General features: G+C 34.5%; 22 protein-coding genes. All 22 read right to left on the bottom strand.

Annotated features, from left to right (window positions below; all coding sequences use genetic code 11):
- Positions 1 to 84: 84 nt before the first annotated feature.
- Positions 85 to 1,974, bottom strand: a complete 1,890-nt coding sequence (mutL, locus tag BUB12_RS01095) for a DNA mismatch repair endonuclease MutL (RefSeq protein ID WP_072887089.1) — start codon at positions 1,972 to 1,974, stop codon at positions 85 to 87.
- A 64-nt stretch (positions 1,975 to 2,038) separates the two neighbouring features.
- Entirely contained in the window at positions 2,039 to 4,615 is a 2,577-nt protein-coding gene (gene mutS, locus BUB12_RS01090) for a DNA mismatch repair protein MutS (RefSeq protein WP_072887088.1), read from the bottom strand.
- Positions 4,616 to 4,848: 233 nt separating this feature from the next.
- Complete coding sequence (gene cotE / locus BUB12_RS01085; protein ID WP_072887086.1) at positions 4,849 to 5,427, bottom strand: outer spore coat protein CotE; 579 nt, start codon at positions 5,425 to 5,427, stop codon at positions 4,849 to 4,851.
- 354 nt (positions 5,428 to 5,781) lie between these two features.
- The gene (locus BUB12_RS01080; RefSeq protein WP_072887085.1) at positions 5,782 to 6,210 is read right to left on the bottom strand and encodes a YlbF/YmcA family competence regulator; all 429 of its coding nucleotides are present in this window, start codon (positions 6,208 to 6,210) and stop codon (positions 5,782 to 5,784) included.
- Position 6,211: 1 nt separating this feature from the next.
- Entirely contained in the window at positions 6,212 to 7,789 is a 1,578-nt protein-coding gene (gene miaB / locus BUB12_RS01075) for a tRNA (N6-isopentenyl adenosine(37)-C2)-methylthiotransferase MiaB (RefSeq protein WP_072887083.1), read from the bottom strand.
- A 263-nt stretch (positions 7,790 to 8,052) separates the two neighbouring features.
- Positions 8,053 to 8,313 carry a stage V sporulation protein S gene (locus tag BUB12_RS01070; protein ID WP_072887081.1) on the bottom strand — a complete coding sequence of 87 codons (261 nt, stop codon included), beginning with the start codon at positions 8,311 to 8,313 and terminating at the stop codon, positions 8,053 to 8,055.
- 172 nt (positions 8,314 to 8,485) lie between these two features.
- Positions 8,486 to 9,283 carry a TIGR00282 family metallophosphoesterase gene (locus tag BUB12_RS01065; RefSeq protein ID WP_072887672.1) on the bottom strand — a complete coding sequence of 266 codons (798 nt, stop codon included), beginning with the start codon at positions 9,281 to 9,283 and terminating at the stop codon, positions 8,486 to 8,488.
- Between the two features lie 124 nt (positions 9,284 to 9,407).
- Positions 9,408 to 11,015, bottom strand: coding sequence for a ribonuclease Y (gene rny, locus BUB12_RS01060; RefSeq protein ID WP_072887080.1), 1,608 nt, complete (start codon positions 11,013 to 11,015; stop codon positions 9,408 to 9,410).
- Positions 11,016 to 11,312: 297 nt separating this feature from the next.
- Positions 11,313 to 12,347, bottom strand: a complete 1,035-nt coding sequence (gene recA / locus BUB12_RS01055; protein WP_072887078.1) for a recombinase RecA — start codon at positions 12,345 to 12,347, stop codon at positions 11,313 to 11,315.
- Between the two features lie 191 nt (positions 12,348 to 12,538).
- A complete protein-coding gene (locus BUB12_RS01050) occupies positions 12,539 to 13,780 on the bottom strand; it encodes a competence/damage-inducible protein A (RefSeq protein ID WP_084063185.1) in 1,242 nt (413 codons plus the stop codon).
- Positions 13,780 to 14,358, bottom strand: a complete 579-nt coding sequence (gene pgsA / locus BUB12_RS01045) for a CDP-diacylglycerol--glycerol-3-phosphate 3-phosphatidyltransferase (RefSeq protein WP_072887077.1) — start codon at positions 14,356 to 14,358, stop codon at positions 13,780 to 13,782. The genes BUB12_RS01050 and pgsA overlap by 1 nt, the downstream gene beginning before the upstream one ends.
- Positions 14,359 to 14,425: 67 nt before the next feature.
- On the bottom strand, positions 14,426 to 15,370 hold the full coding sequence (locus BUB12_RS01040; protein WP_072887075.1) for a helix-turn-helix domain-containing protein: 945 nt from the start codon (positions 15,368 to 15,370) through the stop codon (positions 14,426 to 14,428).
- Positions 15,371 to 15,388: 18 nt separating this feature from the next.
- Positions 15,389 to 16,180: a DUF3388 domain-containing protein gene (locus BUB12_RS01035; RefSeq protein WP_072887074.1), complete on the bottom strand. Its 792-nt coding sequence runs from the start codon at positions 16,178 to 16,180 to the stop codon at positions 15,389 to 15,391.
- Positions 16,181 to 16,424: 244 nt separating this feature from the next.
- A complete protein-coding gene (locus tag BUB12_RS01030) occupies positions 16,425 to 16,676 on the bottom strand; it encodes a DUF3243 domain-containing protein (protein ID WP_072887072.1) in 252 nt (83 codons plus the stop codon).
- Between the two features lie 86 nt (positions 16,677 to 16,762).
- Positions 16,763 to 17,479: an elongation factor P 5-aminopentanone reductase gene (gene ymfI, locus BUB12_RS01025; RefSeq protein WP_072887071.1), complete on the bottom strand. Its 717-nt coding sequence runs from the start codon at positions 17,477 to 17,479 to the stop codon at positions 16,763 to 16,765.
- A gap of 8 nt (positions 17,480 to 17,487) precedes the next feature.
- Positions 17,488 to 18,771 carry an EF-P 5-aminopentanol modification-associated protein YfmH gene (gene yfmH / locus BUB12_RS01020; protein WP_072887069.1) on the bottom strand — a complete coding sequence of 428 codons (1,284 nt, stop codon included), beginning with the start codon at positions 18,769 to 18,771 and terminating at the stop codon, positions 17,488 to 17,490.
- Complete coding sequence (gene yfmF, locus BUB12_RS01015) at positions 18,764 to 20,056, bottom strand: EF-P 5-aminopentanol modification-associated protein YfmF (protein ID WP_072887067.1); 1,293 nt, start codon at positions 20,054 to 20,056, stop codon at positions 18,764 to 18,766. Before yfmF ends, yfmH begins: the two co-directional genes overlap by 8 nt.
- Before the next feature lie 239 nt (positions 20,057 to 20,295).
- Positions 20,296 to 21,246 carry an ABC transporter permease gene (locus tag BUB12_RS01010; RefSeq protein ID WP_072887066.1) on the bottom strand — a complete coding sequence of 317 codons (951 nt, stop codon included), beginning with the start codon at positions 21,244 to 21,246 and terminating at the stop codon, positions 20,296 to 20,298.
- Positions 21,247 to 22,296: an ABC transporter permease gene (locus BUB12_RS01005; protein ID WP_072887064.1), complete on the bottom strand. Its 1,050-nt coding sequence runs from the start codon at positions 22,294 to 22,296 to the stop codon at positions 21,247 to 21,249. It abuts the gene before it with no gap.
- On the bottom strand, positions 22,293 to 23,825 hold the full coding sequence (locus BUB12_RS01000; RefSeq protein WP_072887063.1) for an ABC transporter ATP-binding protein: 1,533 nt from the start codon (positions 23,823 to 23,825) through the stop codon (positions 22,293 to 22,295). The genes BUB12_RS01005 and BUB12_RS01000 overlap by 4 nt, the downstream gene beginning before the upstream one ends.
- Before the next feature lie 165 nt (positions 23,826 to 23,990).
- A complete protein-coding gene (locus tag BUB12_RS00995; protein ID WP_072887061.1) occupies positions 23,991 to 25,106 on the bottom strand; it encodes a BMP family lipoprotein in 1,116 nt (371 codons plus the stop codon).
- A 101-nt stretch (positions 25,107 to 25,207) separates the two neighbouring features.
- Positions 25,208 to 25,933, bottom strand: coding sequence for a GntR family transcriptional regulator (locus BUB12_RS00990; RefSeq protein WP_072887059.1), 726 nt, complete (start codon positions 25,931 to 25,933; stop codon positions 25,208 to 25,210).
- Positions 25,934 to 26,126: the final 193 nt, after the last annotated feature.

Here is a 26,126-nt window from a genome sequence, read left to right as displayed (position 1 = left end):
CACTCCACCTTTTAAATAACTAGATTTAAACTAAACACTTTTCTTTCTAGTTTTCGCAAAGTGTAATGGATTTATACCTATAAATTACATAACGCGCTTAAACATTTTCTCAAGCTCATAAGATGTGAAATGAACGATAATTGGTCTTCCGTGTGGACAAGTAAACGGATCTGTTGTAGTCCGTAAATCTTCCAATAAACGGAACATATCTTCATTGTTTAAGTAATGATTCGCCTTAATGGATCGTTTACAGGACATAAGAATTGCTGCTTCTTCGCGTATCTTTTCGATATCAATCTGCTCATTCTTCATTATTTGGTCAACCATTTCTCGAATGATTTCTTCTTCAAAACCATTAGGAAACCATTTAGGATAGGATCGTATGACATAGGTTTGATGCCCAAACTCTTCAAAAAACAGACCAACCCTCTCTAGCTCCGCTTTATAATGGTTAATGAAGATGGATTCTTGTTTTGAAAACTCAAATGTTAAAGGAATTAATAGTTGTTGAGACAAATTAATTGGCTCTCCAAGTTTCTTTTTAAAGAATTCATACTTAATTCGCTCTTGTGCTGCATGCTGGTCTATCATATACAATCCATTCTCATTTTGTGCCAAAATATACGTACCATGTAATTGCCCGATAGGATACATCGTTGGTACACGTTCAGGTGCTTCTTTTGCATCCTGCTCGTGTTTTGTATCTTTCTCTTCAATATTATTAGAAGTAGTTTCTTCAATTTCAACACGATCGATGATATTTTCTTCTTCGACAATAGGTTTCTGTTCTACATAAGGAATTTCCGTTTCAGCACCAGTCATGCCAGTACTTGCAGATTGATTAATTGAACGGTAAGGTGAAAAATTTTCTGTCGATGAACCTGAAAAGTTTGTACCAGTATTAAATGGTGTACTAGTTGAAAAATCCATCGTATGTTGAATCGATTTTTCTTTTTTAACTTTTGGTTTTTGTTCCATTTCTGGAATCAATGATGTCTTTCGAAAAGTAGACTTAATCGTTTCTTCTACAAGATGACATAATTCTTTTTCCTTACTAAAACGAACTTCTAATTTTGTTGGGTGCACGTTAACATCGACTAAAATTGGATCCATCTCAATCGACAATACAACGATAGGCGAACGACCTATTGGTAGTAAGGTATGATAACCTCTTATTATGGATTGAGAAAGAGCAATATTTTTAATATATCTCCCATTAATCACAGTAGAAATATAGTTTCTTGATGCACGAGTAACTTCTGGTTTAGCAATATATCCTTCGACTTTAAAATCCAAGGTTTCTTGTTTGATTGGAATCATCTTCTTAGCAACGCCCATCCCATACACTTGTGCGATCACTTGAAGCATATCCCCTGTTCCTGTAGTTTTAAATAATGATTTACCGTTATGGGTTGCTTCAAACCGTATATTTGGGTGTGACAATGCTAGTCGATTTAGTAAATCAGTAATATGACCAAGTTCAGTATGAATCGTCTTCATGTATTTTAATCTAGCAGGCGTGTTAAAGAATAGATTAGAAACGGTGATTTCTGTTCCTTTTCGAGCATCACTTTTTTTCTTCTCCACTATTTTGCCACCCTCTAAGCTTATGAAGGTACCAGCATGATCGCCTTGAGATGTTTTTACAGTAAGCCTACTAACGGAAGCAATACTAGCTAATGCTTCTCCACGAAATCCTAGCGTGCGAACATGAAATAAATCATTTTCGTTTCTTATTTTACTAGTAGCATGTCTAAGAAAAGCGCGCTCACAATCTTCAGCAGCCATTCCGTCTCCGTTATCTGTGATTTTAATTTCTTCTAAGCCTGCTTCCTTAACATCAACTTTTATCCATGTACTGTTTGCATCAATACTGTTTTCAATTAGCTCTTTTACGACAGAAGCAGGTCTTTCTACAACCTCTCCGGCAGCTATTTTATTAGCTAATGCATCCGACATTTGTACAATTTTCATGCAAACAAATCCTTTCATAATTTAAGAAAAGCTCATTATGCTTTCCCCTAAGCATCACTAAATTTTATTTTGATACTTTTTTCTGTAATCGATATAGCTCATTAATTGCTTCTAATGGAGTCATTTCTAATAAGTTTAGATTTTTTATATCTTCAGCTATTGACTGGACTGGTAACTCTTCTTGTTCCTTAGTAGCTTTTAGAACCTCATTCACCTCATCAAAAAAAGATAGTTGATTCGATGATTCGGAAGTTCGTGTATGCTTTGTTTCCGTAGCTTCTAACTGTTTTAAAATTACTCCTGCCCGGTCAATTAATTGCTCAGGTAATTCAGCTAGTTTTGCGACATGGATACCATAACTTTCATCTGCGGCACCATCTTTTACCTTGTGAAGGAAAACAACATTACCTTCAAACTCTTCGGCACGAACATGTACATTTTTTAAATGAGTCAGGCTTTCTTCAAGACTTGTTAGTTCATGATAATGAGTAGAAAATAGTGTTTTTGCCTGTATATTGTCATGAATATATTCTACTATCGCTTGTGCTAAAGCCATTCCATCATATGTGCTTGTCCCACGACCAATTTCGTCTAATAAAATTAGACTATTACTTGTCGCATGTTGAATTGCGTGGTTAGCTTCAAGCATTTCCACCATAAAGGTACTCTGCCCTGAAACAAGATCATCAGCTGCACCGATTCTTGTAAAAATTTGATCAAAGATTATGAGATTTGCTTTATCACAAGGAACAAAACACCCAATCTGTCCCATAATAGCTGTTAGGGCCAATTGTCTCATATACGTACTTTTCCCCGACATATTTGGTCCAGTAATTAATAAAATGCTTTTATCATTATCTAAATGAATATCATTCGGTACAAAAGAACCTTCATCCATTACTTTTTCAATAACTGGATGTCTTCCATTTTTTATTTCCAATTTAGAATCTACAAAGCGAGGACGGATATAATTATTCGCTTCACTTACAGTAGCAAATCCTTGTAATACATCAATGTTGCTTACTACATCAGACAAGTGTTGAAGCTCTGGTATATGTTCTTTCATTTGTTCTCTAATTTCTAGAAACAACTCATACTCTAAATCAACACTTTTTTCTTCAGCTTCTAAAATTAATTGTTCTTTTTCCTTTAGTTCTGGTGTAATAAACCTTTCAGCATTCGTTAATGTTTGCTTTCTTTCATATTTCCCTTCGGGTAATAGGTGTAAGTTAGCTTTCGTCACTTCAATATAGTAGCCGAAGACTCGATTATATCCTATTTTTAAAGATTTAATATTCGTTTCTTGTTTTTCTTTTTGTTCAAGTTCTGCAATCCACTGTTTTCCATTTCTTGATGCGTAGCGATATTTGTCCAATTGTTCGTGATAACCATCTTTAATAATCGATCCTTCTTTAATTGATATTGGTGGATCTTCTACCAAACTATCTTCTAATAACGTTACTAAGTGATCCGGGTAGTTTAACTGTTCCGTTAATTGGTTAATTTCTTCATGTTCAAATTGTCTTAATATCTGTATCATTTCAGGTATTTTATTTAATGATTTTTTTAATTGAATCAAGTCCCTGGCATTCACATTTCCATATGCAATTCTACCTGCAAGACGCTCCAGGTCGTATACAGATTTAAGGGTTTCTCTCAATGCATCTCTTTCCATAAAGCCATGATAAAAACCTTGTACTGTTTCAAGACGTTTCTCAATTTCATGTTTATTTAGTAACGGGCGTTCTAACCATTTTTTTAATGTGCGTGACCCCATTGCAGTGACAGTTTTATCAAGTACCCACAACAAACTACCGTGCTTTCCCTTTCTTAGCATGGTTTGGGTTAACTCCAAGTTACGTTTGGAATACATATCTAAACTTAAATAGTCATTTAGTTGAATGATTTCTGCTTGTTGTAAATGGTCTAGAGATCGCTTTTGTGTATGTTGTATATAATTTAATAGCCGACTAAATGCCTTCATTAATCGTTCATCGTTTAAGTTTTCACAAAGATCACGGTACTCAGCATTAAAATTCACTTCATCCTGATAAGATAGCGTTACTTGAAGTCGATCTTTTAGTTGCTTTTGGCAATCTTCATCAAGTGAAGAAGAGACGACAATTTCTTTAATTGGTTGATTATATAACTCATGAATGACGGAATCCCAGCCAGTTGTAATTAATGCTAACTTATTTTCACCAGTAGAAAGGTCATTATAAGCAATGACATAACTTCCATCCTCAAAACTAGAAAGACTTGCAATATAATTATTATCTTTCTCATCGAGCATATTGCTCTCCATCACTGTTCCAGGAGTTATAAGCTGTACAACTTCTCTTTTAACAACCCCTTTTGCAGTTTTAGGATCTTCTACTTGTTCACAAATGGCTACTTTATACCCTTTTTCTACTAAATTTTTAATATAATTTGCTGCAGAATGATATGGAACTCCACACATAGGTATCGGTTCATCCTGTCCAGCTCTTTTTGTCAATGTGATTTCTAACTCACGTGCTGCATTTATTGCATCTTCAAAAAACATTTCATAAAAGTCACCTAATCGGAAAAATAAAAAAGCATCTTTATAATCTGCTTTTATCTTTAAGTATTGCTCCATCATTGGTGTATATTTAGCCATCTAAAATCCTCCAAAAACCTACATATTATTCTATAATTATAGCATAAATATATTTATAGTTGTGTCCATCTAACTAAATATATAATATTAGCTTCAGTAGGCTTCCTACAAATACATTTTATTATTTCTGCGTATATCTTTTATTTTATCTAAGGAAAAAAACAATTGTTCAAAGACTGACATCTCTGATTTTCCTCAAAAAAAACTTACGAGGAAAAATCCCCGTAAGTTAACTAATCCTTGCTTCTACTGCTACTACTTTCTAAAAAGTCTGGATCAATTTCATTTAATTCATCTTCAGTTACTGCAAAATCCCATTCTTCATCATCGTCATCATATTTAAATCCTTTTGGGTCAACTTTTACATATACTTTTGTCTCACCAACAACTTGAACAAGGAACTCACGCTCAATATCAACAAGAACTTTATGCCCTTGGTTAGAAATTCTACACTCTAAGCAATTAGGCTGTTGTAATACTTTGCAAATAACATCAAAGTCATCGTTGAGGCAGTTGTCATCTCGAACTGCTAAAGGAATAATATCTGTATAGTTCACTCGTTCTGTTACCACTTCAGTTTTTGTGTTGTCGTTATATGAGTACCAAATATTAATGTCATAGCTGCCGTGTACTTCTACTGTTTCTTCTGATTTCTTCTTTGCATTATACAAATGATTAATTACCCAGCAGCCTAAAATGCTTGTAGGTCTATGTGATGGTGAGATGGAATGAGTTGCCTGTGTGAACTTCTTTCCTTTTCCAATAACTGCTTTGGTAATGATCTCACGATAGTCTTTATCTAGAAAACTCATAATTACGTTTACCTCCTCTTTTTTCATAGTCATTTTATGCAAGACAAATACCTAAAGTGCATAACTGTTCTATGAAATCCTCAGAAGAAAATGAAAAAAGCCTATGTAAGTATGATATTCTCAAGGATGACTGTTGGTTATTCAATATAAATTTAATTTTTAAATGATGGAAACAGCACAGTAATATCCTGTAGTATTATCCAAACTTCAGTTAGCTTTAACACAATTAGTTTAACGGTAAGCAGTATACTACCCTATAATTAAAACCTTTTATAAAAAAATCCGAATCTATTCATAACAGAATAAATTCGGATTACTCATTGACTATAACACTTGTCTTAAATTGATTTTAAATTAATGACAAGAAGGTGTACTATTTTGTTTTTTTGAACCTGTTTCACCGGATAGAATATCTCCACCAGTTGATTCAATCACTTTATTTGTTACTTCTCTAGCGATTGTTGCTGAAACTAATTGTAATACATCATTTACAACGATTTGAGTTTCTTTAAATTCTTGTACAACAGGGATTGCATCAATTTCCGCTTGTAAGCGATCGATTTCTGCTTCTACTTTTTTCAAAGCTTCCCCTTTTTCATACGCTTGAAAATTTACAGCTTGTTTCTGAAGTGCTTTAATTCTTGTTATTAATTGTTGTACTTTCTTATTTTCGTTTAACTTAGCCTCTACTTGCTTAAAACGATCAATTTCTTCCGTACTAGCTAGCATATCTGCTAATTTTTTTGCTTCTGTAAGCACTTGTGATCTTGTGTATTCTGCCATGTTAGTTCACCTCTACTGTATTTTCTACCATTACCCCGTTCAATGACCAGGTTTTCGCTTCTGTAATTTTTACATCTACTATTTTTCCTACTGATGACTTCGGTCCTTTAAAGTTAACAAGTTTATTCTTTTCAGTATATCCTGCTAAAACATCTGGGTCTTTTTTACTTTCCCCTTCAACAAGTACTTTAACAGTTTTGTTCTCATAAGACTTCATTGAATCAGCAGATTGTTTATTAACTAGTTCATTTAAACGGTATAAACGTTGTTTTTTTACTTCTTCAGGTACATCATCTTTTTTACGAGCTGCTGGTGTACCATCACGTGGAGAATAAATAAATGTATATGCTGCCTCGAATCCAACTTCTTCAACTAGGGACATCGTTTCTTCAAACTGTTCCTCAGTTTCATTTGGGAAACCAACAATAATATCTGTTGTAAGTGTAGCATTAGGGATAGCTATTCGTATTTTACGAACAAGTTCTAAATAATCCTCACGTGTATATTTACGGTTCATTCGTTTCAACACTTCACTACTACCAGATTGGACTGGAAGGTGAATATGATCAAGTAAGTTTCCGCCTTTAGCAAGAACTTCAATTAAATGGTCATCGAAGTCTCGTGGATGCGATGTCGTAAATCGAACACGAGGGATATCAATTTTATGCATATCATCCATTAAATCACCAAAAGTATAATCCATATCTTCAAAATCTTTACCATACGCATTAACATTCTGGCCTAATAATGTCACTTCTTGATATCCTTGAGCTGCTAAATGCCTTACTTCTTGGATAATATCTTCTGGACGTCTACTACGTTCTTTCCCACGTGTCATTGGTACAATGCAGTATGTACAGAATTTATCGCAACCGTACATAATATTAACCCATGCTTTAATTTTACCATTACGTACTTTAGGTAGGTTTTCAATGATGTCCCCTTCTTTGGACCATACTTCCACCACTTGTGCTTTCCCAAACATTGATTCTTTCACTAATTGAGGTAAGCGATGGATATTATGTGTTCCAAATACTAAGTCAACATGCTGATGTTTTTCCATGATACGATTAACGACAGATTCCTCTTGAGACATACAACCACAAACCCCAACGATTAAGTCAGGTTTTTCTAATTTTAATGGTTTTAAATGCCCAATCTCACCAAACACTTTATTTTCCGCATTTTCACGGATAGCACATGTATTTAAGAGGATAATATCTGCTTCATTTGTATCAGAAGTTGACTCATATCCCATTTCAGTTAATATACCTGCCATCACTTCCGTATCATGTTCATTCATTTGACAACCATATGTACGAATAAGAAACTTTTTACCTTGTCCAATAGTTTGCATATCTTCTGGTATCGAAAAATCATAATGAAATTGAACTTCTTCTTTACGACGTTTTCTTGCTTTGTTAATATCTGGTGGTTGATAGCTAGTTTGAAAGTATTTTGTTATCAATTCATCACTAGAAGTATTTTTAATGCGCTCAATGTTGTCCAGATCGGATTTTACGTCCGTTGGATCCACAGGCTTTATATTTGCTTGTGCTTTACGCTGTTCTTCGTTCATGACTAAAACTCCTTTCATACATTACATAAATAGCTATAAATTACAGTATATTACCATTGTATAGTATAAAGCTTCTAGGTAAATTAAACAATACATGTGCTAAAACCGCAAACAAAAACTATCCTTTTATCCTTATTACCACAAGTAAGTTTGACAAAATTGTCATATTTAGAGTTAATAATGGCTAATATTGTACAATAAATACCTTTATTAAAAGAAAAAAGTGCTACGCCATGCGTAACACTACTTGTTTATCAATATTATTATCTAGGTTCAACAATTAGTTTAATTGCCGTCCGTTCCTCTTCCTCAATCATAATATCGGTAAAGGCCGGTATACATATTAAGTCAACACCACTTGGAGCTACAAATCCTCTTGCAATGGCTACCGCTTTAACGGCTTGGTTTAAAGCGCCCGCACCGATTGCTTGTATTTCCGCTGTGCCACGTTCTCTTAATACATTTGCAAGTGCACCCGCTACTGAATTAGGATTTGATTTAGCTGAGACTTTTAATATTTCCATTACTAGTACCTCCTTCATTTGCTATTGTAGTTCTATTGCTACTATATTCTTGGAGATGTTAGCTTATAACCTTATTATGCATCAAAAAGTCAAAAAATTCAAATTTGATTTAAGATAGAGTTATTTTAGAACGCCTATTAGCTAAATGACTTAAGAATTAGTAGATAGTTTACTAGCTAAAAAAAGGATGATCTTCATTAATAATGATGCGTTCCACAGAGTTTGCATTCCCTGTTTTCTCATCTATTGTAATGATTACTCCATTTAGCTGGGCTCTACCTTTCTTATCAGGTTCAAATCTTGCTGGCAAGTTCGTTAAAAAGCGATTAATTACGGTTTCTTTGTCAACGCCTAAAATACCATCATATGGTCCAGTCATCCCCACATCTGTTATATATGCAGTTCCATTTGGTAATATTCGTTCATCTGCAGTTTGAGTATGGGTGTGGGTTCCAACAACTGCACTAACACGTCCATCTACATACCACCCCATCGCTTGTTTCTCACTTGTAGCCTCAGCATGAAAATCAAGAAAAATAATGTTTGTACGTTTTTTTGCTTCAGTAATTAATTCATCAGCTTTTCTAAACGGATCATCAATTGGCGGTAAAAAGGTTCTACCTTGCAAATTGATAACTGCAATTTCTTTTCCATTTAAGTTTATGTAAGCTATCCCTTTCCCTGGATTACCTTCTGGAAAGTTTGCTGGTCTTATCATATATTTGGCATCGTCAATGAAATCAAAAATTTCCTTTTTATCCCATGTATGATTCCCCATTGTAATCATTTGTGCTCCTGACTCTAAAAATTGTTTATATATTTTTTCAGTTATTCCTTTACCTGAGGCCGCATTTTCGCCGTTAATTATTGTAACGTGAGGGCGATGTTTTTCTTTTAGCTTTGGTAAGTACTCTTTAACCATTTCTCTACCCGGCGACCCAAAAACGTCACCAATAAATAAGAACTTTATCATTTCATAATCATCCTATCCATAAAATGTATATATAGTTTTTCATTGTTATTTATTATTGTCAAACAATTTCATTTACACACAAGGCATAATTAAAAAGCGGAGCCAGATGCTCCGCTTTTTATTATTTGGCATATTCAACTGCTCTAGTTTCTCTTATTACAGTCACTTTTATATGACCTGGGTAATCAAGCTCGCTCTCAATTCTCTTACGAATATCTCTTGCAATTCGTACAGAATCAACATCATCAATTTCATCAGGTTTTACCATAATTCGAATCTCTCTACCAGCTTGGATAGCAAATGATTTCTCTACTCCGTTAAATGATTCCGATATTTCCTCGAGTTTCTCTAGACGCTTAATATAATTTTCTAATGTTTCACTTCTAGCTCCAGGTCTTGCAGCAGATAATGCATCTGCAGCTGCAACTAGAACAGAAATAATGGAAGTAGGTTCTTCATCACCATGGTGAGAAGCAATCGAATTAATAACAACCTCATGTTCCTTGTATTTCATGGCTAGCTCTTTACCAATTTCAACGTGGCTTCCTTCAACTTCATGATCAATTGCTTTTCCGATATCATGAAGTAAACCTGCTCTTTTTGCTAATGTTTCGTCTTCACCTAATTCAGCAGCTAGTAACCCAGCTAGGTAAGCAACCTCTGTTGAGTGCTTTAATACATTTTGACCATAGCTTGTACGATATTTTAGGCGACCGAGTATTTTTATTAAATCTGGATGTAGACCATGTACCCCAACCTCAAATGTTGTTTCTTCTCCAACTTCTCGTATATATTCGTCAACTTCACGTCTAGCTTTATCCACCATCTCTTCAATTCTTGCTGGGTGAATTCTACCATCCTGAACAAGTTTCTCCAACGCCATACGAGCTGTTTCACGTCGAATAGGATCAAATCCAGACAATATAACTGCCTCTGGTGTATCATCAATGATTAAGTCGATACCTGTTAATGTTTCTAATGTTCGTATATTACGTCCTTCACGACCGATTATACGACCTTTCATCTCATCATTTGGTAGGTTTACAACAGAAACTGTTGTTTCAGCTACGTGGTCTGCAGCACAACGTTGTAAAGCTAAAGAAAGAATGTTTTTCGCTTTCTTATCTGCTTCTTCTTTCGCACGGTTTTCAGCTTCTTTAATAATAAGTGCTGATTCATGTGCTACTTCATTTTCGATACGCTCTAAAATAATATTTCTTGCCTGATCAGTTGTGTATCCGGAAATGCGCTCAAGCTCGGTTTGCTGCTCTTGTAACATAGCTTCCACTTTGCTTTCCATTTCTTCAATTTGTTGTTGTTTTTCTGTTAGGGATTGTTCTTTCTTCTCTAACATCAGCTCGCGCTTGTCAAGCGTTTCACTTTTTCTATCCAGATTTTCTTCTTTTTGCATCAGGCGATTTTCTTGTTTTTGTACTTCTGCACGACGTTCACGTAATTCTTGCTCTGTCTGCTGACGAAGTTTATGATTCTCATCCTTCGCCTCAAGAAGTGCCTCTTTCTTGGCGGCATCTGCATTTCGATGTGCTTCATCAACTATTTGTTTTGCTAATGTTTCTGCACTAGAAATCTTAGCTTCCGCAATAGATTTACGAATCAGATAACCAACAACAATACCGACTACTAGGAAAAATAAGGCAAGCAAAATGGAGATGATATAGGAAGTATCCACGGTTTCACCTCCTCTTGCTATAAAATTGTTGTGTTTCATTCATTATTGTCGGCATGTACCATATTCAATGAATAATTTAAATAACGTATAATAAAATATAAAATTATACATGTTAATTTTATCTGTCTATTATCACATTGTCAAGGATTCGACAAAGACAACTATATCATTTTTTAATAAAAATTTAATTTACTAGTCATATTTCTTTAATATATTAATATCTTGATAATCACATATAGTAAGAGTACCAAGAAAAAAACCGAACAAATTCTAATTCTTGTAAAAGAATATGGAATCATGTTCGGAATTTTTTATAGAGAAGATAATATTAATTCATTAAACATCTAATGTTTCTTGGCCTGGCTCTTCAACAGGTACATCAATAACATCTAAATTATGATGTTGTCTCACTGCTGCTTGAATTTCGGCCATTGTATTTTTGTTTTCCATTAAGAACTGTTTTGCATTTTCACGACCTTGTCCAAGTCTTTCGCCTTCATAAGAGTACCAAGCACCACTTTTTTCAACAATATCTAATTCTGCACCGATATCTAGTACTTCTCCTTCTTTAGATATACCTTTACCATACATAATATCAACTTCAGCTTGTTTAAAAGGTGGAGCTACTTTATTTTTAACAACTTTAATTTTTGCACGGTTACCTACCATTTCATTTCCTTGCTTCAATGTTTCTGCACGACGTACTTCTAATCTAACAGAAGAATAGAATTTAAGGGCACGTCCACCAGGTGTTGTTTCAGGATTACCGAACATTACACCAACTTTTTCACGAATTTGGTTAATGAAAATAGCCGTTGTCTTGGATTTATTAATTGCACCAGAAAGTTTTCTTAGTGCTTGGGACATAAGTCGAGCTTGTAGACCCACGTGTGCATCTCCCATTTCTCCTTCAATCTCTGCTTTAGGAACTAGAGCAGCTACTGAGTCAACAACAATGATATCAACAGCACCACTACGTACTAATGCTTCAGCAATCTCTAATGCTTGCTCACCTGTATCTGGTTGTGATAACAATAATTCCTCAATGTTAACACCTAATGCTCTTGCATAAGTAGGATCTAATGCATGCTCAGCATCAATAAATGCTGCTTGTCCACCTTGTTTTTGTGCTTCAGCTATTGCGTGAAGAGCAACTGTTGTTTTACCTGATGATTCCGGACCATAGATTTCAACAACACGCCCTTTAGGATATCCACCTATTCCTAAAGCTATATCTAATGTTAATGAACCACTTGAAACGGTAGCAATCTTTTGTTCTGCTTGCTCACCTAATTTCATAATTGAACCCTTACCAAATTGTTTCTCTATTTGTCTTAAAGCCATATCTAAAGCTTGTTTTCTATCACTCAACGAAACTACCTCCTTAAGTTAACTATATATATCATACATGTTTTTTTACATTTTGCCAAGTAAAAATCGAATAGATGTTCTTATGTTTTCGGGTGTTTTTTTCCTGGAATTTTAAATTTCTCGCTAAAAACTATTATTTAAAATTCATTTATTCAAGAGAAATTGGCGGTAAAAAAGAAATTCACCATTTTTTATAATAATTTTATTAAAAGTTCAAACCCTTTTAAAATCGACCTTCTTCTTATATCTTCACGATCCCCATGGAACTGAAAGTGCTCTACTAAACCCTCTCCATTTTTCTGATGAATGGCAATATATACCGTACCAACTGGCTTACCTTCAATAGAATCAGGACCAGCAACTCCAGTGAAGCTAATTCCAATATCTGAATTTAATAGATTTGCTACATTAAGAGCCATCTCTCTTGCACATTCTTTGCTTACAGTACCATAATTCTGGATAATACGATTAGGTATACCTAGTACATCCTGTTTGACAGTAGCATCGTAGGATACGATACCTCCCGGACAAACTTTGGACGAACCTGGTTGACTTATAACTCTTTCAGTGAACTTACCACCGGTTAAGCTCTCTGCTGCAGATATCGTTTTATTCAGTTCTTTTAATTTATTTACTAACACATACTCAATCGTTTCATTATCAGAACCAGTATAATATTTTCCAACTCTATCTAATACTTTATTCTTCGTTTCATCTAATAATTGTTCTACTAACGCTGTTGATCTTTCTTTTGCTGTCAAACGTATAATTACCCCATCATTTTGTGCAAGTGGAGCAATGGTAGGGTTTTGCTGCTCCTTTATTACATCTTGAAGTTCATGTTCTAACTGTGCCTCGCCTATTCCGATAAATCGTAAAATTGTCGATTGTATAATACTAGTTTCCTCTATTTCGTTTAATAAATAAGGAAGAACATCATCTTCAAATAACTGCTTCATTTCCTTTGGGACACCAGGGAGGAAGATCCATGTTGTTTCTTGAAAGGTAACAATCATACCCGGAGCCATCCCAACTTTATTCTCTAAAACTTGTGCTCCTTTAAAGACACGAGCTTGTTTTCTATTATTTGGTGTCATTTCTCGATTTTGACGGATGAAATAATCTTTAATTTTTTCCATAGAAGGTCTGTGTTCCTCTATTTCAAGTTTACTAAGTGCTTGAAAGGCTTCTCTTGTCATATCGTCTTCCGTCGGTCCTAGTCCACCCGTAACAATAACAACATTAGACCGTTTTTGCGCTAGTGAAAAAGTGTCTTCTACACGCTGATAATTATCACCAACGACACCATGGTAGAAAACATTTATTCCATACTTGGCCAACTTTTGTGAAATCCACTGTGCATTCGTATTTGCGATTTGGCCTAATAACAATTCTGTTCCTACAGCAATAATCTCTGCATTAATTGTTTTCATTATTTAGAATCCCTCATTACATGCCAGTTTTTTGCAAAGTAATCATAGCCGGATAAAACGGTAAAGAATAAAGCGATGTATAGCATCACAGTCGCAAATGGAAATCCTATGAAGGAAAAAGGAAAGTTATGCAATAACAAAGCTGCTATTGCGACCATCTGAGTAGCGGTCTTTAATTTACCCATCTTCCCAGCAGCAAGTACAATACCTTCACCAGCTGCTACTAAACGCAATCCAGTAACTGCGAATTCTCGGCTAATGATAATGATGACGACCCAGGCAGGAGCCAGACCAATTTCAATCAATAAAATTAAAGCAGCTGATACTAATAGTTTGTCTGCTAAAGGATCAAGAAATTTCCCTAGGTTCGTCACTAAATTATATTTTCTCGCATAGTATCCATCCACCCAATCCGTTGTCGATGCAATTATAAAGATTAAAGCTGCAATAAAGTGAGAAATTGGCAGCTCACTTTCTCCAATATTCCATGCCCCCCAGTCAAACGGTACACTTAGTAAAATAATAAAAATTGGGATTAATAATATTCTAGAAATCGTAATTTTATTAGGTATATTCATTAATAGTTGTCCTCCTAGTAGGTATAAAACCCTTCACATTTATAATGGAAGGGTTCGATACAATCATTTATTCAACATCTTCACTTTCTTCTTCGTTTTTAAAATTAATTTCAAACTTCTGTACATCCATTTCATTTGGGTCTAGAGTATATTCCATTATTACCCCATTAATAGCTACCTCCAAATTAGGAGTGCTTCCTACATTTAGGTATACTCTTTCATTGTCTTCTAGGTCAATTTCTAATGGAGAATTATCTTCATTAACAAAACCTCCAAATAGAGATTGTCCATTTTCATCAGCAACATCTAACCATGATGCTGTCTCACTTGTAAATGAAATAATTATCTCTTCACCAGGGTTAACAAAGTCATAAGTAGTACGTGGATTATTTTTTGTGCCCTCTTCAATTACTACAAATTCAGATTCAGGTTCTAGAGGTTCTTCATCCTCGATTTCATTTTCATTTTCTTCAACTTCGTCTGCGTTTGTTTCTGATTCATCAGGTTCGGTTGTATCTTCATTATTATCAGTCTGTTCCTCACCAGTATTTGGACGAATGAATTCATCATCATCGGCATTTTCGGTATCTACAACAGTATCATTATTATCTTCACTTGCCTTTTCCTTACTAAACCACCATGCAGCAAAGATAATACCGATAATTAACAGAACAACAATAATAGTTGGTATCAGTGAGAAAATCTTATTATTTTTTGTTGGTAAATTATCTTTTCTTGAACGATTAATTCGTGTATACTGAGTGGTCTGTTCATCGTCAATTGAAGGAATATCTTCTTTAAATTCCTCCAATAACTCATTTGCGTTCAAACCTACTGCATTTGCATACTCTTTAATAAAAGCTCTAGCGTAAAACTTCCCAGGAAGAATACTAAAGTTCTCTTCTTCAATCGCTCTCAGATACCTCTTCTGTATTTTCGTCGTATCTTGCAATTGATCAAGTGTAATCTCTTTATTTTCTCTAACTTCCTTTAATCTTGATCCAATTCCCATAAATAAACACCATCCACTTTAAAAATCAAACATTGAAAAGCCATTTTCTTGTTCGAATTGCGTATTCTGTATTGGTTCATATGTAATCTCTTCATCTTCATGACTACGTAGTTCAATAATATAATCAAAATCATTGATATCGTATTCAGTTGCTTGTACAAAAATATCAGGATGTTCCACCACTTTAATGGCGGGTAATTGCATGATCTCTCTAATTAACTGCCAATGCTTTTCACTAGCTCTCTTTTTAGAAACAACCCCATCGATAATAAATATATTGTCATTGCTATATTCGCCTTCAATTAATTGATTCCTTACTGTTTGTTTTAATAATGTACTTGAGACGAATAACCAACGTTTATTGGCACATACACTTGCAGCAACAACAGATTCCGTTTTCCCTACTCGAGGCATTCCACGAACTCCAATTAACTTGTGACCTTCTTGTTTATATAACTCAGCCATAAAATCAACTAAAAGTCCTAGTTCATCTCGCACAAAACGAATCGTCTTTCTATCATCAACATCTCTATGTATGTATCGTCCATGCCTAACAGCTAACTTGTCTCTTAATTTAGGCTTTCGTAGTTTTATTACTCTAATGGTATCCATTGTATTAAGTATTGTTTCTAATCGAGTAATCTGGTGATCGTACTTTGACAGTAACAACATTCCTCTACGACCATTCTCAACCCCATTAATTGTTATAATATTAATGGATAACATTCCTAACAAAGAAGATATATCACCTAATAGTCCCGGACGGTTATGTTGTATTTCATATTCCAAATACCACTCGGTTCGATTCATATAAAATCCCCTTAAAATGACAATTATACTATAAGTATATAATTGTTACGTACAATATATCTCTATAATAAATGATTTTGTCTCCAGTTAAAAGTATAAATAGGTTAAAATCAGATAATCTTTCATAAATTTATCCACATTTTTACAATTTGTAACAAAAATAAAATGAAGAAGTGTAATTGCCAATTCTTTTCGTATAAAAGAAGCTGCATGTTAATGCAGCTTCCACAAGTCAATCTAATCTTTATTTTTGATTTTGTACTAAACTTACCATAGCATTAGCAATCGCATGTTGTTCTTCTTTTGATGCAGCATTCCATAGTTCTCTTAATACTGCTTCTTCACTATTTTTAGCGTCAACACTTTTTGCTAAATAATCGCCAACTTCATACGCCACTTCTGAGATTGTTTGTTGAGACATACCTTGAGATTGGGCTTGATCTAGTCTATTAGCTAGAAAATCTTTCCAAGTATCAAAATTGTCTAGAACTGACATATTCATTCCTCCTTCATTATTCACGTTTAGTATTTGAAAATGAACGTGCTTTATACATATCGGAGAAAGTCTTTTTTAGAATGTTATCACCAGCCACCATTTATCCGTATTACTTCACCTTGAATATAGCTTGATTTATCTTCAGTTAAAAAATGGACCAGTTCTGCCACTTCTTTCGGTTGACCAGGCCGATTTAATGGTATTTCAGAAAAGATAGCTTCTCTTTCTTCTGTTAACAAATGTTGATTCATCTTTGTGTCAATAAAACCTGGACTAACTGCATTAATATTTATTCCACTAGGCCCTACTTCTTTAGCTAACGACTTAACAAAACTATTCTGTGCACCTTTAACAGTTGAGTAAAGCACTTCATGGCTAGCTCCTATATCTCCCCAAATGGAGGAGATTAGAATGATTTTCCCATAATTATTTCTAATCATAGGCGGTAATAAGTGTTTTGTAATCATCATAGGTGCTTTCACATGAATCGTTAGCATTTCATTTATTACCTCTTCTGGTGTCTCTTGAAATAATCCATAATGTGCTCTCCCACTAGCAAAAACAATGATATCAACTGGAAAAACAATATTTGTAATCAAACTTTTTATTTCACTTTCATTGGTTAGATCTGCCTTTATTTCACTTAATATAACCTCCCGATCCAGTTGTTCTCGAAGGTTAGACATCCGCTCGCCATTTGTATGATAATGTAAAAGTAACCGATGTCCTTTTTTTCCTAATAGTTTTGCGATTGCACTACCGATATCTCCGCTTGCACCAATAATTAAAATATTTTTCCCCATATGTTTTCCTACTCTGCTACAATTTTACAAACCGTTATTCGTTTTTCGTCGATCCAATTGATTAAGAAACCATTCGCGTCCTCTAACTGTAATTCCTGTATTTTGTTTATTAAAGTGAAAAAGTCTACACCCTGCATATGGTAATGAATATATTTGCTTGCAATAAATTCTAATGAATTCATGGCACGAAGTAGTTGACCGATTTTTTTCTTCTTCATTCTTTCAAAATCCTTCTCGGATATTGTCATATCTTGAGTTGATAATAGAAGCTGTTTTAGCTTACTTACAAACTTTTCTGGGTCATGTGTATTTCCACCGATTAATGAGTACCCAAAATTCTTTTCCAAACTCGTCTCATAGTAGAAACTGTCATCAATCAAATTCTCATCATATAATTGTTGATAAAACTTTCCACTTTTTGCGAAAAGATAAGATATTATCATATCTTGTAATAGATCTTTTTGAATAAATTGATCAGCATCTAATTCTGAAACCGATTCTTTAATCCCAATCGTACACTTGGCTACCGAAACTGGCATAATCATTTTATTTTCACTCATGGCAACTTCTTCTGGTTCATTAGGGAAGTCCCTTTTTATTTCTTCCATCTTTTCAAATTTCTTCGCTGCTTGGTTTTCTTTTATAAGTTGAAGCATGGAATCAGGTTCAAAATTTCCAGCAATGAATAAAACCATATTCTCAGGATGATAAAATGTATTGTAGCACGTATATAAATCATCCTTGGTAATTTTATTGATTGATTCAACTGTACCGGCAATATCGACATTAACAGGATGATTCTTAAACATCCCTTTAATCGTTCCCATAAATGATTGCCAGTCAGGTTGGTCATCGTACATTTTTATTTCTTGTGCAATTATCCCTTTTTCCTTCTCTACTGATTGCTCCGAAAAATAAGGGTCTTGCACAAAATCAATGAGGGTTTTTACGTTGTCTTCAATGTGATTAGTTGCAGAAAACAGGTAAGCGGTTTTGGTGAAAGAAGTATACGCATTTGCGGAAGCACCCTGTTTCCCGAAATCTGCGAATACATCTCTGTCTTCCTTTTCAAATAATTTATGTTCCAAAAAATGTGCAATACCTTCTGGAACAGTCGTTTTTTCTTCTTCACCTAATGGCACAAATGTTTGGTCAATGGAGCCATAATCAGTAGAAAAAATTCCATATGCTTTAGACATTTCAGGTCTTGGGAGTAAAAATACGGTTAAACCATTATCTAACTCTTCTTTGTAAAGCGTTTCATTTATATCGTTATATGGATGCTTACTCATTATTTTCTCCTCCCTCATTTGATAATAAATAAACGGTATCCTCTTCTATTAATTCAGCAAGTTCCGTTAAGTCTTTTTTAGTTACTTGCTTAATCTCTTCTATTAACTTTTCAGGTGAACGATTACTATTAGCAATTACTTGTTGATACAAAAGCTCTACAATACCTTGTGGATTATCCATCGTCTCTAACAACTGATTTTCAATTAATGCTTTCGTTTCACTTAGTTCTGTATCTGTAACGTCACTCTTTTTCATTGCATCCATTTGTTGTTCCATAATTTCTTTAGCTTTTTCAAAGTCTTCTGGGGCAATACCACTAAATACGAGTAGTAATCCTTTATGGCTTTCTAATCTTGAAGATGCATAGTAAGCTAAACTATTTTTTTCTCTAACATTGATAAATAATTTTGAACTAGGAAATGCCCCCAATATTCCATTAAACACTTGTAAGGCTGGGTATAATTTATCTCCATATGTTGTATTCGTACGATAACCGATATGCAATTTTGCCTGCTGAATATTTTGATTTTCTTTAACGATATTAGCTTCTTTTTTTTCATTCTTTTTGATTGTTGCATTAGCCTTCGACGTGTTATTATCATTTTCTCTTTTAAACGTTGAGGTGATAAGTTTCTTCACTTCTTCCGTTTCAAAATCGCCTAAAACGAATACATCCATCGTGTCTTCCTTGCAGATAGACTGATAATATTCATAAGTATTTTCAGGTGAAATCGAAGAAAGATCCTCTTCATATCCATGTACATGGATTGAGTATGGTTCACCCTCACACATTTCATCTATAAGGCGCATATTGGCATAACGCATTTTATCATCAATAATAGAACTCATTTTTTGTTTTAACGTTTCTTTCTCACGGTTAAATATGTTACGGTCAAATCCATCTTTATCTACATTCGGATTAAAAATGACATCGTTTAATAAGGAAATTGCTTCCTCTAGAATTCCAGACTCATTTGGGATGAATTTTTGATTTGCTAATTCTAAACGAAAGCTTATGACATGATTTTCTCCTTTTTTTGCACCATCGATCGATAAAACTGCACCATATAGTTCATCCAATTTTGTTTGTAATTCCATTCTTGTTGGATAACTATTTGGACCTTGCTGTAAAATATAAGGAAGTAATGCTCGTTTAGTTATGGTGTCTCTCTCTAAGGTTGTCTTTAATTTAACAACGATATTTATTGTCTTAAATTTCTTATTAGGCACAACGTGTAAGCGATATCCGTTTACAGTTTCAACTTCTTCTCGAATTGCTTCCATGCTATTTCCTCCATTTCTATACAATACCACGAATTAATCCCTTGTTAGTTTATACTTATTTTATAATGATAAACCTCATTAATGAATTTCAATTGTTATCAATTAACCATAGTTTACCATTTATGGTAGTTAAAGCGAAAGTATAGAGAATTCTAATAGAAGTTTTACACTGGAAAATTCTAAGTGTATGTACAAAAAAAGAGGCCACCCTTTTGGGGTAACCTCATTTCATTTATAGACTACCTACTACCTTTAATGTATGGTACTCCATTGGCTTTTGGTGCATCTGCACGACCAATAACTCCTGCTAATGCTAAGATTGTTAATACATATGGTGCAATTAGTAAGAATACTTGTGGAATCCCTTCCAATAGTGGAATAGAAGACCCTACAATACTTAAACTTTGTGCAAAACCAAAGAATAGAGCAGCTCCCATCGCACCTAATGGATGCCATTTACCAAAGATAACGGCTGCTAGAGCCATAAAACCTTGTCCTACAATAGTTGAATGAGAGAAGTTTGAAACGATCGTTAAGGCAAATACAGACCCACCTAAACCACCTAAAACTCCTGAAAGAATTACTGCAATATAACGTATTTTTGTAACACTAATCCCATTTGTATCTGCAGCCATTGGATGCTCACCAACAGAACGAAGGCGTAATCCAAAAGCAGTTTTATATAACACATACCAAGCAATTACAGCTAATATAATAGCAACGTAGGAAGTTGCATAAACTCTTTCAAAGAAAATTGGTCCAATTACTGGTATTTTGTGTAAGTATGGTATATCAGTTCTGAAAAAGCCATCAACCATGTCAGTTTGACCTTTTCCATACCATTGTTTTGTTAAATAAACACCAACACCAAGCGCTAACATGTTGATAGCAACTCCACTAACAACTTGATTTGCATTAAAGGAAACAGATGCAACTGCATGAATTGTAGCAAAGATACCACCAATTACTGCAGCAACGACTATGGCAATCCATGGGGTTGCAGAACCTAAAGTATCTTCAAAAGTTAAGGTGAAAACTATACCTACAAATGCTCCCATTACCATAAGTCCTTCAAGACCAATGTTAACAACTCCAGAACGTTCACTGAATACTCCGCCAAGCGCAGTTAGTATTAGGGGTGCTGAGAAAAACAGAACTGTTGGAATAATTGATTGGAGTAAATCAATCATTTATTTCCCCTCCTTTTTAAAGCGAAGTAATGCCCATCGAATAATGTAACTTGATGCAACAAAGAAAATTATTAACGCAATAATAATATCAACAAGTTCAGTTGGAACTCCTGCACCAGTTGGCATTTCTCCAGCCCCTTCTTTTAATACACCAAATAGAAGTGCTGCTAAAACGACACCAAATGCATTATTTGCTCCAAGTAATGCTACAGCGATACCATCAAATCCTAAATTGGTAAACCCTGACATTAAATGAATGTTTCCATATGTTCCTAACCCTTCCATTGCTCCTGCTAGACCAGCAAAACCACCAGCAATCACCATAGAAATGATAATGTTTTTACTTACGTTCATACCAGAATACTTAGAAGCATGTTGGTTGAATCCAACTGCTTTTAACTCATAACCAATTGTTGTACGTTGAATTAAGAACCACATAATTACAGCAGCAAATATTGCAATTAAAAATCCATAGTGTATACGAGAGTAATAGGTTAGGCCCTGCAACCACTCTGAAGCAAGTGATGCTGAACTTGCAATTTGATCTGTTTTTGTTGCGTGGTCCGTAAGAACGGAACGGATAATTTCATTAGAAATATAAAGGGCAATGTAGTTCATCATAATCGTAATAATTACTTCATGAACACCTAATTTAGCTTTTAGCAAACCAGGTACAAAACCCCAAAGACCACCAGCTAGTGCACCAGCAAGTACTGCTAATGGAAGGTGAATAATCATTGGTGCTTCAATTGCCAATCCAACCCATACTGCAGCAAGCCAACCAACTATAACCTGACCTTCTGCACCTATATTAAATAAACCAGAGCGGAAAGCAAAAGCAACCGCTAAACCAGTTAGAATTAAAGGTGTTGTACGTCGGATTGTTTCTCCAATTGTAAAAGCATCTCCAAATGCTCCTCGCCATAATGCAGAGTACCCTTCAATTGGGTTGTATCCTGATAGTAGCATGATTATTGCACCTGCTAATAAACCTAAAAATACAGAAATGACAGGAATGATTAGGGCAAATAATTTATTATTTGAAGTCACTTAGAATCACCTGCCTTTGTAGTTTGACTTCCAGCCATTAATAGCCCAAGCTCTTGCTCGTTCGTATCCTCTGGCTTAACACTTGAAACAATCTTTCCATCAAACATAACTGCAATTCGATCACTAACGTCTAGTATTTCGTCCAATTCAAAGGAAATTAAAAGTACGGCTTTTCCTTTGTCGCGCTCTTCAATCAATTTTTTATGAATAAATTCAATTGCTCCAACATCTAGACCACGAGTTGGCTGTGCAGCTATTAATAAGTCAGGTGAACGATCTACTTCACGAGCAATAATTGCCTTTTGTTGGTTACCACCAGATAATGCACGTGCAGGAGTGTATGCACTTGGTGTACGTACATCAAATTGCTCAATCAGCTCTTCAGCTTTCTGGTATATTTCTTTATGATTTAAAATCGTATTTTTAGAGTATGGTTTTTGATAATACGTTTGCAAAACAATATTTTCACCCACCGTATAGTCTAGAACCAATCCATATTTATGACGGTCTTGTGGGATATGTCCAACACCACTCTCCGTAACCTTTCTTGGAGTTTTATTGGTTATATCCTTATTATTTAGCATTATCTTACCTGATTGACTTTTTGTTAATCCGGTAATTGCTTCAATTAATTCTGTTTGCCCATTCCCGTCAATACCAGCAATACCGACAATTTCTCCTGCTCTAACCTCAAGATTCAATTCTTTAACAGAATCTACTTTTCTTGCATCCTTAACTTTTAAGTCTTTTACACTAAGGACAACATCTTTTGGTTGTGCAGGTTTTTTCTCTGTTTCAAAACTAACTTCTCTTCCAACCATTAATGAAGCTAATTCATTTACATTGGTATTTTTAACATCTACTGTACCAATACCTTTACCTTTACGTATCACCGTACACCGATCACAAACTTCCATAATTTCTTTTAACTTATGAGTGATAAGAATGATAGACTTTCCTTCTTTAATAAGCGATCGCATAATCTCCATTAATTCTGTAATTTCCTGTGGTGTTAATACGGCAGTAGGTTCATCAAAGATTAATACTTCAGCACCACGATAAAGCGTTTTTAAAATTTCAACACGCTGCTGCATACCTACTGAAATATCTTTAATTTTTGCAGAAGGATCCACCTTCAATCCATAGCGATCTGAAAGTTCTTGAATTTCTTGTTCTGCTTTCTTAATATTGATTCGACCAGTTTTTGTTTTTGGTTCATTTCCTAAGATAATGTTTTGAGTCACAGTGAAAGGTTCTACTAACATAAAATGTTGGTGTACCATCCCAATCCCAAGATCATTGGCTATATTAGGATTAGTTATTTTTACTGTCTCACCTTTTACACGGATTTGTCCTTTTTCTGGTTGATAAAGTCCGAAGAGAACATTCATTAGTGTCGACTTTCCTGCACCATTCTCTCCAAGTAACGCATGAATTTCCCCTTTTTTTAATTGAATGTTAATATTATCGTTTGCAACAATTCCAGGAAATTCTTTTCGTATGTTTAACATCTCTATTACATAATCCACTAGTGCTCACCCCTTTTACTATGAGAATACATGGTATAACCACATACAAAATTAATTAAAAAGTTTTTGGTTAAAATCACCAACTGAAAGAGACAACTATTATCTCCTTCAGTTGAGGATTTTAAGAAGTAGGAAAGGGTGAAATCACCCCTCCCTATTGGTTAATTAAAGTGCTTCTTCAAAAGCTTTAAGTTCGTCGCGAGTTGAAGGTACTTCAACATCACCATTTAGAATTTTCTCTTTCCACTCTTCAACAGCTGAAATAATATCATCTGTCATAGCTTCTTCGTTAGTAGTAGCAACTGCAATACCATTTTCTTCTAAACCGTATTCTAGTTGTTCACCACCAGGGAAGTCCCCATCTTGTGCACGTTTTGTAACGTCTTGTACAGCAACGTCAACACGTTTAACCATAGAAGTTAGAGTTACGTTATGATCACCAATTTCTCCTTCTTCATGTTGGTCACGGTCTACACCGATTACCCAAATAGCACGATCTGGTTCAGCATTTTTAAGGTCTCTTGCTTCGTTAAACACACCATTTCCAGTACCACCAGAAGCATGGTAAATTACATCAATATCGTTATTGTACATATCAGCAGCAATCATTTTACCTTTAGATGAATCACCGAATGATTCAGCATACTGAACATTTACTGTGATGTCAGGATTTACAGACTTGGCACCTGCGATAAATCCAGCTTCAAATTTATTGATTAATGGTGAATCAACACCACCAACAAATCCTAATTTGTTCGTTTCTGTTTTAAGTGCAGCTGCAACACCTACTAGGAATGAACCTTGGTGCTCTTTAAATGTAATACTAACTGCATTTGGAGAATCAACAAGATCGTCTACTAAACCAAAGTAAGTATTTTCATTTTTCTCTGCAGCATCTTGGATATCTTCTTTTAGTTCAAAACCAATACCAAAGATTAGGTCATAATTATCACGAACTAAACGAGTGATATTTGGAACATAATCCTCTGGAGCATCAGATTGTGCATAATCAAATCCATTACCTTGTGATAAACCATTATCTTCTCCCCATGCTTTTAGACCTTCCCAAGCAGATTGGTTGAATGATTTATCATCAACACCACCGATGTCTGTAACCATTGCTGCGCTAAAATCAGTAGTTTCTTCATTGTTACCGTTATCACCTGATGCATCATTGTTGTTATTGTTTGCATTTTCGTTATTATCTCCGCCACCACAAGCAGCTAAAACTAAACCAATTGTTAATAATAATGCGAATAAAATGAACTTACGATTTCTCATTATAAGTGCCTCCTTTTTATTTTCAATAAGTGATAATGATGTGATTAAAAAAATGATATCCTCTTTTTTTATTCATCACCTCCTAAATGGAATACAATCCATTAAAAGCGCTTTCTTAATACATGAAAATTAAATATATCCGATCGAAAGTAATTTATCGAATATAGTACTGCTTCATCATCTTCAGTATAGTGAACTTGTTTTAAAACTAGTAAGGATTGATCCGGTTGACAATCTAGTATGTTAAAAATTCGTTCATGGTAGCTAAGTGTATCAATGTAAGCAACAGCATAACTTATCGACTTATTAACATTTTCCTCTAATAGCTTCAACAGAGAATCTTCCCTATGAACTTGTTCAACTGGTATATACTCCTCAGGTATTTTGTCTATACAGAAGACAACAGGTATATGATTAGCTGTACGTATTCTCTCTATTTTTATTAAATTATGTATCTTAGTTGGAGAGAATTTTGTACAATCTTCATCTGTAGCAGAAATAATCTCTGTTGACAAGAACTGCGATCCTGGTAGTTTACCAGAATTTTTAATCATGTCTGTTACACTTGTTAATTCTTCAATTCCAGACGAAAAAATAGGTTTCTGATTTACAAAAGTTCCAACACCATGTCTTCTGGTGACAACGTTATCTTCTTCCAGAATTCTAAGTGCCTCTCTTAACGTTGCCCTTGAAACTCCTAAATCTTTTGATAACTGGAATTCAGAAGGAAGCTTTTGTTTTTCTTTATATTTACCGCTTTCAATATCTCTCTTAATATGATCAATAACTTGTAAATATAAATGACGTGAGTCTGCTTTAATTGACATAACAAACCCCCTTTTAATTATCTGAATTATTCAAACAGACATCTGAGGTCAGACGTTTAACTTAACCGAGATAAATATATCACTAATCTACTAATAAATAAATAGTTTTTCGATAAATTATTTAACAAATTTTTGAAAGCGTGTCCAAACGTCATATATTGTGTCGAATCACAAACTTTTTTGAATTTTATTA

The organism is Ornithinibacillus halophilus (assembly GCF_900129485.1).
Lineage (GTDB): Bacteria > Bacillota > Bacilli > Bacillales > Amphibacillaceae > Ornithinibacillus > Ornithinibacillus halophilus.
This window is presented reverse-complemented; position numbering and strand designations above follow the sequence as displayed.